Consider the following 12,885-nt stretch of genomic DNA (forward strand, 5'->3'; position numbering starts at 1 on the left):
CCGGTGGGGCCGTCGCGCTCGGCCAGCCCGGCGTCGTCCAGATCGCCGGTCCCGCCAACCGCCGCAACGAGACCGAGTTCGCCGTCGTCCGCGCCGGCATCAACTACAAGTTCGGATCCTACTAAGAACGGACCCTAGGATCGAGCGCAGACCAGCGCGCTCGATCCAAAGCTGAAGAAGACCCGGCCCGCTTCACGGCGGGCCGGGTCTTCTTGCTCTCCGTACAGCACAAGACGGGCGCGACCGCCCTCAGATGTCGAGATCGGCCTCGTGGGCGAAGGCCGCGCGCTCGGAGATGAAGGCGAAGCGCGCCTCGGGCTTGTTGCCCATCAGGCGCTCCACGGTGTCGCCGGTCGATTCCCGCGCCTCGTCGAGGACCGCGACCCGCAGGAGCGTGCGCTTCCTCGGATCCATGGTGGTCTCCTTGAGCTGGGCCGGCATCATCTCACCGAGGCCCTTGAAGCGGCCGATCTCGACCTTGCCGCTCTTGAACACGGTCCGGATGATCCGGTCCTTGTCGGCGTCGTCGCGGGCGTAGGCGGTCTTGGTGCCCTGCTGGAGCCGGTAGAGGGGCGGGATCGCGAGATAAAGGTGGCCCTTGTCCACGAGGCGGGGCATCTGCCGGTAGAAGAAGGTGATCAGCAGCGAGGCGATGTGGGCGCCGTCGACGTCGGCGTCCGTCATAATGATGACCTTCTCGTAGCGAAGGTCCTCCTCGCGATAGTGGCTGCCGGTGCCGCAGCCGAGGGCCTGGGTCAGGTCGGCGATGAGCTGGTTGGCACCGAGCTTGTCGCGACTGGCGGACGCGACGTTGAGGATCTTGCCCCTGAGCGGCAGGATCGCCTGGGTCGCGCGATCCCGCGCCTGCTTGGCGGAGCCGCCGGCGGAATCGCCCTCGACGATGAAGATCTCCGAGCCCGCGGTGCCGGCCGCCGAGCAGTCGGCGAGCTTGCCCGGCAGGCGCAGCTTTCGCGTCGCGGTCTTGCGGGCGACCTCCTTCTCCTGACGCCGGCGCAGGCGCTCCTCGGCCCGGTCGATGACCCAGTCGAGGAGCTTGGCGGCTTGGGCCGGCGAGGCGGCGAGCCAGTGGTCGAAGGCGTCGCGGATCGCCGTCTCGACGATGCGGGAGGCCTCGACCGTGGCGAGCTTGTCCTTGGTCTGGCCCTGGAACTCGGGCTCGCGGATGAAGACCGAGAGCATGGAGGCGCAGGTCGCCATGACGTCGTCGGTGGTGACGGCGCCCATGCGCTTTCCCTGGTTCACCCGTTCGGCGTGCTCGCGCAGGCCCCGGAGCAGGGCGACCCGAAGGCCCGCCTCGTGGGTGCCGCCCTCCGGCGTCGGGATCGTGTTGCAGTAGGACGAGGACACGCCGTCGTCCTGCACCATCCAGGCGACGGCCCATTCCAGCGAGCCGTGAGAGCCGGGCTTCGTGATCTTGCCGGAAAAGATCGCCTCGGTGACGAGCTCCTTGCCCTCGATGTCGCGGGCGAGATAGTCGCGCAGGCCCGCGGGGAAGCGGTGGACGGCCTCGGCCGGCACGTCCGTGCCCTCGATCAGCGCGGGCGCGCAACGCCAGCGGATCTCGACGCCGCCGAACAGGTAGGCCTTCGAGCGGGCCATCTTGAACAGGCGGCGCGGATCGAACTTCAGCGACCCGAAGATCTCCGCGTCCGGATGGAAGCGCGTGCGCGTGCCGCGCCGGTTCTGGACGCGGCCGACCTCGGCGAGGGGATCCTGCGCGTGGCCGCGGGAAAAGGTCTGCCGGTAGAGGGTCTGGTTGCGGGCGACCTCGACCTCGAGGAGGTCGGAGAGCGCGTTCACCACGGAGATGCCCACGCCGTGCAGGCCGCCGGAGGTCTCGTAGACCTTCGAGTCGAACTTTCCGCCCGCATGGAGCGTGGTCATGATCACTTCGAGGGCGGACTTGCCCGGAAACTTCGGGTGCGGGTCGACGGGGATGCCGCGGCCGTTGTCGGTGACGACGAGGGTGCCGGATTCCTCCAGCTCCACCTCGATGAAGGTGGCGTGCCCCGCCACCGCCTCGTCCATGGAGTTGTCGATCACCTCCGCGAAGAGGTGGTGGAGCGCCCGCTCGTCGGTGCCCCCGATATACATGCCGGGCCGGCGCCGCACGGGCTCCAGCCCCTCAAGCACCTCGATGGCCGAGGCGTCGTAGCCGGCCTCGGCCGGGGCCACGGGGGCGAGAGCGGGGGCATGGGTCATACGCCGCCGCTCGGGCTTGCCTCCGGCGAAGAGGTCGCGCGCGGGGTCGCTCACCGGACCGGCTCCGTGATGGGGGGCGCGTCGCGCAGCAGCATTCCGTCTCATCCCGGCAGGGTACACGAACAAAACACGAACGGACAGGGAGTCGTCGGCCCGTCCGCCGTGTCCGAGCATCGCATGCGAAACCGTGACCAAGCCAGCGCGACGGCATAGGCGCGCACGATGGCGGACTCGTGCCGTGGCGCGTGGGGCACAGGGGCGCCTCCGTCAAGCGCGGCGGGAACCGTTCGCCGGATCGCGCGGTTCAGCCTCCGACGACGCCCCGTCGCGGATCGCGAGACCCGGAGACAGACGCCATGACCCGAGCCGTCCTCAACGCGCTTCCCGAGGAGCGCAGCCTGATCCTGGCGCGGATCGAGCGGGCGGCGGGCGAGGCGTTCGGGCACGCCGACGAGACGGTCTCGACCCGCGCCGCCGCCTTCGTGAACGGCGCGGCGCTCGCTGCCGCCGGTTTCGCCACGGCGGCCGCCGCGACGATCACCTACCTGATCTGACCCGGCTCAGCGCGCGGCCTTCTTCGCCGCAGCCTTCTTCGCCGTAGCCGCCTCGGGTGCCGCAGACTTCGCGGGCGCCTTCGCCGCCGTCGACTTGGCGGCAGCCGACTTGGCCGGGGCCTTGCGCGCCGCGGTCTTCGCAGGTCCCGCCTCGCCGTCCGCGGCCTTGGCCGTGCGGGGCTTCAGCACCTTCTTCGGTCCCTTGCGGGACGCGGACTTTCCGCCCCCGGAGGCGCGCTTGGCATTCACGAGGCCGATGGCCTCCTCGAGCGTCAGCGCGTCGGCGCTCATCGACTTCGGCAGGGTCGCGTTGACCTCGCCGTCGGTGACGTAGGGCCCGAAGCGGCCCGCCTTGACCACGAGATCGCGGCCGGAGGCCTCGTCCTTGCCGATGGCGCGGCCGGGATCGGAGGCCGGGCGGCCGGGGCGGCCGCCACCCTGTTCCTTGGCGACGATCAGGTCGATCGCCCGATTGCCGCCGATCTCCAGCACGTCGTCCTCGTTGCCGAGATTGGCGTAGGTCCGCCCGTGCTGGACGTAGGGCCCGTAGCGTCCGATGCCCGCGAGGATCGGATCGCCTGAGACCGGGTGCCGGGCGACCTCGCGGGGCAGGGACAGCAGGCGCAAGGCCAGCGCCAGGTCGACGGAGCCCGGCGTCACGCCCTTCGGCAGCGAGGAGCGCTTCGGCTTCTCCGCGCCCTTCTCGGAGGACGCCTCGCCGAGCTGGATGAAGGGGCCGAAGCGGCCGTCCCGCACGGTCACGGACTGGCCCGTCTCCGGGTCCTCGCCGAGCACCCGGGTGCCGGGCTGGCCACCGTCAGCCGAGGAGCCGTCGCCCTCGCCCTCGACGCCGGTGGCGGCGAGCTGGCGGGTGTACTTGCACTCGGGATAGTTCGAGCAGCCGACGAAGGCGCCGAACTTGCCGAGCTTCAGCGAGAGGCGGCCCGAGCCGCAGGTCGGACAGGCGCGGGGGTCGGCGCCGTCCGCCCGCGCCGGGAAGATGTGGGCGCCGAGCAATTCGTTCAGCGCGTCGAGCACGTCGGCGACGCGCAGCTCCTTGGTGCCGCCGACCGCGGCGGAGAAGTCGCGCCAGAAGTCGCGCAGCACCTGCCGCCAGTCGATCTCGGCGTTGGAGACCCGGTCGAGCTGGCCCTCCAGCGCGGCGGTGAAGTCGTACTCGACGTAGCGCTTGAAGAAGCTCTCCAGGAAGCCGGTGACGAGCCGGCCCTTGTCCTCGGGCACGAGGCGCTTCTTCTCGATCTTCACGTATTCGCGGTCGCGCAGCGTCTGGAGGATCGCCGCGTAGGTCGAGGGCCGGCCGATGCCGAGCTCCTCCATGCGCTTGACGAGGCTCGCCTCCGAGTAGCGCGGCGGCGGCTCGGTGAAGTGCTGGGTCGAGGCGATGCGCTCGCGGGTGAGCGGATCGCCCGCCCGCATCGGCGGCAGGCGGCGGCTCTCCTCGTCCTCCTCGTCGTCCTTGCCCTCCTGGTAGAGGGCGAGGAAGCCGTCGAAGGTCACGACCTGACCGGTGGCGCGCAGCTCCAGGCGGCGGGGGCCGACCTGGGCGGTGACGTCGACGGTGGTGCGCTCGAACTCGGCCGATTCCATCTGGCTCGCCAGGGTGCGCGTCCAGATCAGCTCGTAGAGGCGGGCGTGCTCGGGATCGAGGACGCGGGCGACCTGCTTGGGCAGCAGGCCCATGTCGGTGGGTCGCACGGCCTCGTGGGCTTCCTGGGCGTTCTTGGCCTTGACCTGGTACTTGCGCGGCGCTCCGGGCACGTAGCGGTCGCCGTACTCGCGGCCGATCACCCGGCGGGCGTCGGCCACGGCCTCGGGCGCCATGTCGACGCCGTCGGTCCGCATGTAGGTGATGATGCCGAGGGTCTCGCCGCCGATGTCGACACCCTCGTAGAGGCGCTGGGCGACGCGCATGGTCTGGGCCGGGGCCATCCCGAGCTTGCGCGAGGCTTCCTGCTGGAGCGTCGAGGTCGTGAAGGGCGGCTGCGGATGTCGCTTGGCGGGCTTCGCCTCGACGGAGCCGACCGTGAAGGTGGCGAGCTCCAGGTCCCGCTTGAAGGCCGCCGCCTCCTCGCCGGAGCCGACGTCGAGGCGCTGGATGCGCTTGCCGTCGGCGCCCGAGAGTCGCGCCTCGAAGGTCGCGCCGGTCTCGGTGGCGAGGGTCGCGACGATCGACCAGTACTCGCGCGGCTTGAAGGTCTCGATCTCGTACTCGCGCTCGGTGACGAGGCGGAGCGCCACCGACTGCACGCGGCCCGCCGAGCGCGCCCCGGGGAGCTTGCGCCACAGCACCGGCGAGAGATTGAAGCCGACGAGGTAGTCGAGCGCCCGGCGGGCGAGATAGGCGTCCACCAGCGCCTGATCGATCTGGCGCGGCTGGCGCATCGCCGTCTCGACGGAGGCCTTGGTGATGGCGTTGAAGGTCACCCGCTCGACCGGGATGCCCTTGAGCGCCTTGCGGGCGGTCAACGCCTCCAGGACGTGCCAGGAGATCGCCTCGCCCTCCCGGTCCGGGTCGGTGGCGAGGATCAGCTTCTCGGCGCCCTTGACCGCACGCGCGATCTCCGAGACCCGCTTGGAGCCGCGGTCCTCCAGCTCCCAGACCATCTCGAAGTCCCGCTCCGGATCGACGGAGCCGTCCTTGGCGGGCAGGTCGCGGATATGGCCGAAGGAGGCGATGACCTCGTAGTCGCGGCCGAGATACTTGTTGATCGTCTTGGCTTTGGCCGGCGACTCGACGACGACGACTTTCATGAAAGGGTCAGCCTCTCGCGGGGGGCCACCGGTGCGGCCTCGCCCTGAGAACGCGCGGCGAGGCCCGGCAATCCCGGCTTTCGGGCCCGTGAAGGGCGCCCGGCCGAGTCCCGATGGTCGAGCCCAAGTGGTTCATGGCCCCGGCGATGTCAAATGCCGACGGCGCGGGGGGAGGGGCGTCAGATGCCCGCGTACCACTCGTAGCCCCGGTCCTCCCAGTAGCCGCCCTTGCCCTCGCCGAGGTGGCCCAGCCCGTCCACGACCTCGACCCGGCGGATGTATTTCGCCTGCTTGTAGCCGAGCTGGCGCTCGACCCGCAGGCGCAGCGGCGCGCCGTGGGCGACGGGCAGCGCCTGGCCGTTCATGGCGTAGGCGAGGATCGTCTGCGGGTGGAAGGCGTCCACGAGATCGATGCTCTCGTAGTAGCGGATCGGCCGTCCCTGCGGAGCCTCGCCGGCCGCGTCGCCGCCCTCCAGGCCGCCGCCGGCGAACTCCATCGTGTCGAAGCAGTGGAACACGACGTAGCGCGCCTCCGGTCTCATCCGGGCCTTCTTGAGGAGGTCGGCAAGCGGCACGCCGGTCCACTGGCCGATGGAGCTCCAGCCCTCGACGCAATCGTGGCGGGTGATCTGGGTGCGCGACGGCATCGCGCGGAGCGCATCGAGCGAGAGGCGCTGCGGCGCCTCCACGAGCCCGTCGAGGGTGAGCGCGAAGCCGGAGAACGCCTGACCGGCGAGGCTCAGGTAGTCGGTGTCCTGCGGGGCGATGGTGCCGTTGGGGCGAAAGTCCGGCGAGATCGCCGAGGCCGGGAACTCCCTCGCCAGGGAGGCCGGCGTCAGCAGCAGCCGCTGCACGAACAGGTTGGCGTCCTCGCCGAGTTGCAGGGTGCGGCGTCCGAAGGCGGTCCCGGCGAGCCGGTCGCAGCCGCCGAGCGCTGCGGCCGTGGCGAGCCCGGCGCCCGAGAGCAGCAGCCGGCGGCGATCGAGTCCTCGCGTCATCGGACGGTCTCCCCAGGATGCCGGTCGTCGCGGATGGCGAACCAGCCGGTCAGCATGCCGCGCAGGTTGTTGGCGACGCCGGAAACCAGAACCAGCACGACGTGGACGAGCGTGAACAGCACCAGGAGGTTCGCCACGATGAAGTGGATGCTGCGGGCCGACTGGCGCCCGCCGAAGGCGTCGGCGAGCCAGGGCACCATGGCGTCGATGCCCGGCGACATGGCGAGCCCCGCGAGCACCATGATCGGCAGCAGCACGGCCACCACGATCAGGTAGGTGAGCTTCTGGATGACGTTGTAGCGGCGCGCCTCCTCGCCTTCGGGAAAGCGCAGCATCAGGTGCTCGCGCACCGAGCCGCCGAAGTCGCGGATCTGGTCGCCGTCGGGGACGAGGCGTCGCCGGAGCTGGCCGCTGCCGATCCCGTAGATCAGGTAGACGAGCCCGTTGAGGACGAAGGCCCAGGCGAACAGGAAGTGCCAGCGCCGGCCGGTGGCGAGGTCCTGGCCCGCCGGCAGGGTCGCCCAGGCGGGGAAGGCGCGCTCGACGCTCTGTCCGTCGAGATTCGAGACGCCGAGGATTCCGGTGGTGTCGAGGCGGCGCCCGCCGACCTGGACGAGGCCCCGCACGCGCCCCTCCGCGGTGTCCTCGCTGGTGATGGCGAAGGCGGGATCGGCGAAGGTCGAGACATGGCCCCAGTACAGCGCCGGATGGGCGTTGAAGATCTGCAAACCGCTCATCAGCAGGACGAGCAGGCAGGCGACGTTCACCCAGTGGGCGAGCCGGATCGTCAGCGGGTGCCGGTAGATGAGGCGCCATCCGCGCGCCGAGGATGCAGGCTGCTTTCCGGCCAAGATCGAACGCTCCGCCCCTGATTCCGGTCTGTCTTCGCCCGGCCGGGCGGCACTGTTACTCCAGCATATCGCATTGCGCGCGATTTGGTTTCACGATCGCGTTCGGGAGCCTTCGCAGACCGCCTTGCCCGCCTCGCGGGCGCGACCTATAGCCGGGCCCCAGCATGAGCGAGCCCGCCCCCCCGCCCGCCCCGGCGTCGAGCTTCCCGCACCGGCACCTGCTCGGCATCGAAGGGCTGTCGCGGCCGGAGATCGAGCACCTGCTCGACCGGGCGGACGCCGCCGTCGACATCTCCCGGCAGGTCGAGAAGAAGCGCTCGACGCTGCGCGGGCGCACGCAGATCAACCTGTTCTTCGAGCCCTCGACGCGCACGCAATCCTCGTTCGAGCTCGCCGGCAAGCGGCTCGGCGCCGACGTGATGAACATGTCGGTCGCCTCCTCCTCGGTGAAGAAGGGCGAGACCCTCATCGACACCGCGGCGACGCTGAACGCCATGCGTCCCGACATCATCGTCGTGCGCCACCATGCGGCGGGCGCCGTCCATCTCCTCGCCCGCAAGGTCGACTGCGCCGTCGTCAACGCGGGCGACGGCGCCCACGAGCACCCGACCCAGGCGCTCCTCGACGCGCTCACCATCCGCCGCAACAAGGGCCGCATCGAGGGCCTGCGGGTGGCGATCTGCGGAGACGTGCTTCACTCCCGCGTCGCCCGCTCGAACATCATCCTGCTCCAGGCGCTCGGCGCCCGGGTCCGGGTGATCGGCCCCTCGACGCTGATCCCCGCCGGGATCGCCCGCTTCGGCGTCGAGGTCTTCACCGACATGCGCGCGGGACTCGACGGCTGCGACATCGTGATGATGCTGCGCCTCCAGCGCGAGCGCATGAACGGCTCCTTCGTGCCCTCGGTGAAGGAGTATTTCCGCTACTTCGGCCTCGACGGCGACAAGCTCGCCCGCGCCGCCCCTGACGCCCTGGTGATGCATCCCGGCCCCATGAACCGGGGCGTCGAGATCGCCTCGGACGTGGCCGACGGCGCGCAGTCCCTCATCCGCGAGCAGGTCGAGATGGGCGTCGCCGTGCGCATGGCGGTCCTCGACGTCCTCGCCTCGCACCTGCCGAACGCGTGACCGCCATGGGTGAGCCACTCCTCCTTGCCGACGCCCATCTCGTCGACCCCGCTACGGGCCGCGAGGGCCGGGGCTCCGTTCTGGTCCGCGACGGCCGCATCGCCGATGTCGCCTGGGGCGCCACGCCCGGCACGCCCGAGGGCGCGCGGCGGATCGATTGCGCCGGGCTCACTCTGGCGCCGGGGCTCGTCGACCTGCGCGCCTTCGTCGGCGAGCCCGGTGCCGAGCACCGGGAGACCCTGGCCTCGGCGAGCGCCGCCGCGGCGGCGGGGGGCGTCACCACGCTGGTCTGCATGCCCGACACCAACCCCGTCATCGACGGGGCGCCGATCGTGGACTTCGTGCTGCGCCGCGCCCGCGACACGGCCTGCGTCAACGTGCTGCCGGCCGCCGCCATCACCAAGGGCCTGGAAGGCCGGGAGATGACCGAGTTCGGGCTCCTCCAGGAGGCCGGTGCCGTCGCCTTCACGGATGGCTTGAAGGCGGTGACGAACGCCCAGGTGATGCGCCGGGCGCTCACCTACGCCCGCGACTTCGGCGCGCTCCTCATGCAGCATGTCGAGGAGCCGGATCTCGTCGGCGAAGGTGTCATGAACGAGGGCGAGATGGCCTCGCGGCTCGGGCTCGCCGGCATCCCGCGCGAGGCCGAGACAGTGATGCTGGAGCGCGACATCCGACTCGTGCGCCTCACCCGCGCCCGCTACCACGCGGCGATGATCTCCTGCCCGGATTCCATCGAGATCGTGCGGCAGGCCAAGCACGACGGCCTGCCCGTGACCTGCGGGATCTCGATCAACAACCTCATCCTGAACGAGGGCGACATCGGCGGGTACCGGACCTTCTGCAAGCTGTCGCCGCCGCTGCGCACCGAGGAGGACCGCCTCGCCATGGTCCAGGCGCTGGCGGACGGCGTCATCGACGTGATCGTCTCCGACCACAACCCGCAGGACGTGGAGACGAAGCGCCTGCCCTTCGCCGAGGCCGCCGACGGGGCGCTCGGCATCGAGACCCTGCTCGGCGCGGGGCTCCGGCTCGTCCATGACGGATCGCTGACGCTGCCCCGGCTGCTCGCGGCGCTGACCTCGGGCCCCGCCGGGCTGCTCCGCCGCGAGGCCGGGCGGCTGGCGCCGGGCGCGCCGGCCGACCTCATCCTGATCGATCCCGAGTTGCCCTACGTCCTCGACAAGACGAAGCTGAAGTCCCGCTCCAAGAACTCGCCCTTCGACGAGGCCCGCCTCCAGGGCGCGGCGGTGCTGACGCTGGTGGCCGGCCGCGAGGTCTTCCGGCACGACGCCTTCACACAAGATGCCTCGGCGGGGACCGCCTGATGGACGCCCTCGTCCTCACCCTGGCGCTGGCCGGCGGCTACCTCGCCGGCTCGATCCCCTTCGGCCTGATCCTGACGCGATACGCCGGCCTCGGCGACGTGCGCGCGATCGGCTCGGGCAACATCGGCGCGACGAACGTGCTGCGCACCGGCCGCAAGGGCCTCGCCGCCGCGACGCTCCTCGGGGACGCGCTGAAAGGCACCGCCGCGGTGCTCGTCGCCGGACGGCTCGGGGGTGAGGATGCGGCGCTCGCCGCCGGCCTCGGCGCCTTCCTGGGGCATCTCTTCCCGGTCTGGCTCGGCTTCAAGGGCGGCAAGGGCGTCGCGACCTTCATCGGCGTGCTCCTCGCCCTGAGCCCCCTTGCGACCCTCGTCTTCGCCGCGATCTGGATCGGGCTCGCCTTCGCGATGCGCTACTCCTCGCTCTCGGCGCTCTCGGCCTCGGCGGCGACGCCGCCGGTGCTGTGGGCGCTCGGACAGCCCCGGGCGGCCGTGCTCTTCCTCGTGCTCGGGCTGCTGCTCTGGTGGAAGCACGCTCCCAACATCCGCCGCCTCCTGGCGGGCACCGAGGGCCGCATCGGCCAGAAGGGCTGAGCGGGGCCGAGACCATGCGCCTCAGCGACGGCCAGAGGATCGAGTGGCTGCGGCTGATCCGCTGCGAGGGCGTCGGCCCGCGCACCTTCCGCAGCCTCGTCAACCGCTTCGGGGGTGCCGGCGCCGCGCTCGCCGCGCTTCCGGCCCTCTCGAAGGCGCGGGGCCGCCCGATCGTCCCGCCGAGCCGGGCGCAGGCCGAGGACGAGATCGCCGCCGCCGCCCGCATCGGCGCCCGCTACGTCGCCACGGGCGAGCCCGATTATCCCGCCTGCCTCCAGGCGGCCGACGCCGCCCCGCCGCTCCTCGCCATCCGGGGCGGATGCGAGGTGCTGCGGCGGCCGGCGGTGGCGATGGTCGGCTCCCGCAACGCCTCCGCCGCCGGGCTCGCCTTCACGGCCCGCCTCGCGGAGGGTTTCGGGCAGGCCGGGCTCGTGGTCGTCTCGGGGCTGGCGCGCGGCATCGACGCCCGCGCCCACAAGAGCGCGCTCGGCACCGGCACGATCGCGGTGCTCGCCGGCGGCCACGACCGGGTCTATCCGGCGAACCACCTACCCCTCGTGGACGCGATCCTGGAGGCCGGCGGAGCCGTCGTCGCCGAGATGCCCATGGGCTGGGAGCCGCGGGGCCGCGACTTCCCGAGACGCAACCGCATCATCTCGGGGCTGTCGCTCGGAACCGTCGTGGTCGAGGCGGCGCGGCGCTCCGGCTCGCTCATCACCGCCCGCTACGCCCTGGAGCAGGGCCGGGACGTCTTCGCCGTGCCGGGCTCGCCCCTCGATCCCCGTGCCGAGGGCACCAACGACCTGATCCGCCAGGGCGCGACGCTGGTGGCCGAGGCCGACCACGTGATCGACGCCCTGGCGCCGCTGATCGAGCGCGGGCCCTCCGCGCTACCGGTCGCCGCGCCGGCGGGGCAGGGCGCCTTCTGGGACGAGACCGATCTCGACGCGCCCGAGCCGCCTCCGACGGACGATGCCGAGCCCTTGCCCGAGCCGGAGGAGCCGGCCGACGAGCGTGCCCGCCTCGTCGCGGCGCTGAGCCCGACCCCGGTGAGCACCGACGCCCTGGCCCGCGCCGCGGGCTTGAGCGCCCGCGTCGTCCAGACGTTGCTTCTCGAGCTGGAGCTCGACGGCCGCATCGAGCGCCACGGCAGCGGCGCCGTCTCGCTGATCCGCTGAGGGCTCACGAGAACGGGAAGCGGTCGCCCTTCGGGACCTCGTCCGGGGCGTCCCCGGAAAGCTCCGCCATCACGTCGAGGCAGCCCTGCAGGATGTAGGTGGCGGCGAGCTTGTCCACGAGCTCGCCCCGGCGCGCCCGGGAGGCGTCGGCCTCGATCAGCGCCCGCGTGACCACCGCCGTCGAGAGCCGCTCGTCGAAGAACACCGAGGGCAAGTCGAGGAGCCCCTTGAGGTTCCTCATGAAGGCGCGGCTCGACTGGGCGCGGGGCCCCTCGCTGCCGTCCATGTTGAGCGGCAGGCCCATGACGAGGCCGCCGACCCCGTGCTGCTCGCACAGGGCCTTCAGCCGCTGCGCATCCGGCGTGAACTTCACCCGGCGGATGGTCTCGAGCGGCGAGGCGATGCTGCGGCCGACATCGGAGAGGGCGAGCCCGATGGTCTTAGTGCCGAGATCGATGCCGATCAGCCGCGGCAGGCCACGGGCGGCTTGAGCGGAAACGGTCTCGGCGAAGGCGCGCAGGGCGTCGTGATCCACGGGGTTGTCCACCGGCGTTAACCATGCCGCGCGATGGCGCTCGCGCGGCGGCAGCGTTCGGCCATACATCACGTTAACGCTTCGTTAACCCTGCCCGAGCCGCCCGTGCCCGCAGCCGACCCCGCCCGCTCCATGCCGAGGCCCATGCCGCGCCGGCACAAGCTGATGCTGCTCGCCGCCTTCGAGCTTCTGGTGATCGGCTTCTGCCAGGCGAGCGAGCATCCCAACAGGCGGGGCGTCGCCGTGGAGCTGCCGGCGAACCCTCGCCACGTCGTGACCTGACGCGCGCCCGCGTTGCGGCTTCGGAAGACCGGGTGCTATAGCCCCGGCGACGGCCGGCGGACCGGCAGCGATGCCGGCGCCGGCGATCTTCGAAGCCGTGGATCCGGGGCCCCATGTCCGTCGACGCACAGACCGTGAGGCGCATCGCCCACCTCGCCCGCATCGCGGTGAGCGAGGAGGAGGTGGCGCCGCTCCAGGGCGAGCTCAACGCCATCCTCGCCTTCGTCGAGCAGCTCGGCGCCGTGGACGTGACCGGGGTCGAGCCGATGACCTCCGTGACGCCGATGCGGATGAAGCGCCGCGAGGACGCCATCACCGAGGGCGACCGGGCGGCCGACATCGTCGCCAACGCGCCGGAGACCGAGGACGGCTACTTCCTCGTCCCGAAGGTGGTCGAGTAACGCTCGCCGGCTCGGCCGACGCTTCGACTGACTTGGGACCACG

Annotated in this window: 12 protein-coding genes and 1 pseudogene; 8 read left to right on the top strand and 5 right to left on the bottom strand. The window is 71.7% G+C overall.

Going from position 1 to position 12,885, the window contains the following annotated elements:
• A pseudogene (locus MFF04_RS15505) lies at window positions 1-125 on the top strand (porin family protein); the annotation flags it as partial.
• A 124-nt stretch (window positions 126-249) separates the two neighbouring features.
• Here the strand turns inward: MFF04_RS15505 and parE are convergent.
• Window positions 250-2,277, bottom strand: a complete 2,028-nt coding sequence (gene parE / locus MFF04_RS15510) for a DNA topoisomerase IV subunit B (protein WP_238277082.1) — start codon at window positions 2,275-2,277, stop codon at window positions 250-252.
• 302 nt (window positions 2,278-2,579) lie between these two features.
• On the opposite strand from parE, the gene MFF04_RS15515 reads away from it, so the two are divergent.
• The gene (locus tag MFF04_RS15515) at window positions 2,580-2,777 is read left to right on the top strand and encodes a hypothetical protein (RefSeq protein WP_238277083.1); all 198 of its coding nucleotides are present in this window, start codon (window positions 2,580-2,582) and stop codon (window positions 2,775-2,777) included.
• Window positions 2,778-2,783: 6 nt separating this feature from the next.
• Here the strand turns inward: MFF04_RS15515 and topA are convergent, their stop codons facing one another.
• The 3 genes from topA to MFF04_RS15530 form a co-directional block, all read right to left on the bottom strand.
• Window positions 2,784-5,549: a type I DNA topoisomerase gene (topA, locus tag MFF04_RS15520; protein WP_238277084.1), complete on the bottom strand. Its 2,766-nt coding sequence runs from the start codon at window positions 5,547-5,549 to the stop codon at window positions 2,784-2,786.
• Between the two features lie 179 nt (window positions 5,550-5,728).
• A complete protein-coding gene (locus MFF04_RS15525) occupies window positions 5,729-6,547 on the bottom strand; it encodes a molybdopterin-binding protein (RefSeq protein WP_238277085.1) in 819 nt (272 codons plus the stop codon).
• Entirely contained in the window at window positions 6,544-7,398 is an 855-nt protein-coding gene (locus MFF04_RS15530) for a cytochrome b/b6 domain-containing protein (protein WP_238277086.1), read from the bottom strand. The genes MFF04_RS15525 and MFF04_RS15530 overlap by 4 nt, the downstream gene beginning before the upstream one ends.
• 164 nt (window positions 7,399-7,562) lie before the next feature.
• On the opposite strand from MFF04_RS15530, the gene MFF04_RS15535 reads away from it, so the two are divergent.
• Genes MFF04_RS15535 through dprA form a run of 4 tightly spaced genes read left to right on the top strand, consistent with a single transcriptional unit; the run spans window position 7,563 to window position 11,624 of the window.
• Window positions 7,563-8,525 carry an aspartate carbamoyltransferase catalytic subunit gene (locus tag MFF04_RS15535; protein ID WP_238277087.1) on the top strand — a complete coding sequence of 321 codons (963 nt, stop codon included), beginning with the start codon at window positions 7,563-7,565 and terminating at the stop codon, window positions 8,523-8,525.
• 5 nt (window positions 8,526-8,530) lie between these two features.
• The gene (locus MFF04_RS15540) at window positions 8,531-9,853 is read left to right on the top strand and encodes a dihydroorotase (RefSeq protein ID WP_238277089.1); all 1,323 of its coding nucleotides are present in this window, start codon (window positions 8,531-8,533) and stop codon (window positions 9,851-9,853) included.
• Window positions 9,853-10,446 (top strand): glycerol-3-phosphate 1-O-acyltransferase PlsY, encoded by a 594-nt coding sequence (plsY, locus tag MFF04_RS15545; protein ID WP_238277090.1) that lies wholly within the window; start codon window positions 9,853-9,855, stop codon window positions 10,444-10,446. The genes MFF04_RS15540 and plsY overlap by 1 nt, the downstream gene beginning before the upstream one ends.
• Window positions 10,447-10,460: 14 nt before the next feature.
• Window positions 10,461-11,624 carry a DNA-processing protein DprA gene (dprA, locus tag MFF04_RS15550; RefSeq protein ID WP_238277093.1) on the top strand — a complete coding sequence of 388 codons (1,164 nt, stop codon included), beginning with the start codon at window positions 10,461-10,463 and terminating at the stop codon, window positions 11,622-11,624.
• Window positions 11,625-11,628: 4 nt separating this feature from the next.
• Here the strand turns inward: dprA and ruvX are convergent, their stop codons facing one another.
• Entirely contained in the window at window positions 11,629-12,159 is a 531-nt protein-coding gene (gene ruvX / locus MFF04_RS15555) for a Holliday junction resolvase RuvX (RefSeq protein ID WP_238277095.1), read from the bottom strand.
• A 105-nt stretch (window positions 12,160-12,264) separates the two neighbouring features.
• Here ruvX and MFF04_RS15560 point away from each other — a divergent pair, with 105 nt between their 5' ends.
• A complete protein-coding gene (locus MFF04_RS15560; RefSeq protein ID WP_238277097.1) occupies window positions 12,265-12,441 on the top strand; it encodes a hypothetical protein in 177 nt (58 codons plus the stop codon).
• Between the two features lie 113 nt (window positions 12,442-12,554).
• On the top strand, window positions 12,555-12,842 hold the full coding sequence (gene gatC, locus MFF04_RS15565; protein ID WP_238277099.1) for an Asp-tRNA(Asn)/Glu-tRNA(Gln) amidotransferase subunit GatC: 288 nt from the start codon (window positions 12,555-12,557) through the stop codon (window positions 12,840-12,842).
• Window positions 12,843-12,885: the final 43 nt, after the last annotated feature.

This window comes from Methylobacterium jeotgali, assembly GCF_022179345.1.
In the GTDB taxonomy this organism is placed as follows: Bacteria; Pseudomonadota; Alphaproteobacteria; order Rhizobiales; family Beijerinckiaceae; genus Methylobacterium; species Methylobacterium jeotgali.

What these genes read in the sequence shown, in the direction of transcription:
- MFF04_RS15515 (WP_238277083.1), top strand. Translation starts at nt 2,580, where the DNA reads ATGACCCGAGCCGTCCTCAACGCGCTTCCCGAGGAGCGCAGCCTGATC.
- topA (WP_238277084.1), bottom strand. Translation starts at nt 5,549, where the DNA reads ATGAAAGTCGTCGTCGTCGAGTCGCCGGCCAAAGCCAAGACGATCAAC.
- MFF04_RS15525 (WP_238277085.1), bottom strand. Translation starts at nt 6,547, where the DNA reads ATGACGCGAGGACTCGATCGCCGCCGGCTGCTGCTCTCGGGCGCCGGG.
- MFF04_RS15535 (WP_238277087.1), top strand. Translation starts at nt 7,563, where the DNA reads ATGAGCGAGCCCGCCCCCCCGCCCGCCCCGGCGTCGAGCTTCCCGCAC.
- MFF04_RS15540 (WP_238277089.1), top strand. Translation starts at nt 8,531, where the DNA reads ATGGGTGAGCCACTCCTCCTTGCCGACGCCCATCTCGTCGACCCCGCT.
- plsY (WP_238277090.1), top strand. Translation starts at nt 9,853, where the DNA reads ATGGACGCCCTCGTCCTCACCCTGGCGCTGGCCGGCGGCTACCTCGCC.
- dprA (WP_238277093.1), top strand. Translation starts at nt 10,461, where the DNA reads ATGCGCCTCAGCGACGGCCAGAGGATCGAGTGGCTGCGGCTGATCCGC.
- gatC (WP_238277099.1), top strand. Translation starts at nt 12,555, where the DNA reads ATGTCCGTCGACGCACAGACCGTGAGGCGCATCGCCCACCTCGCCCGC.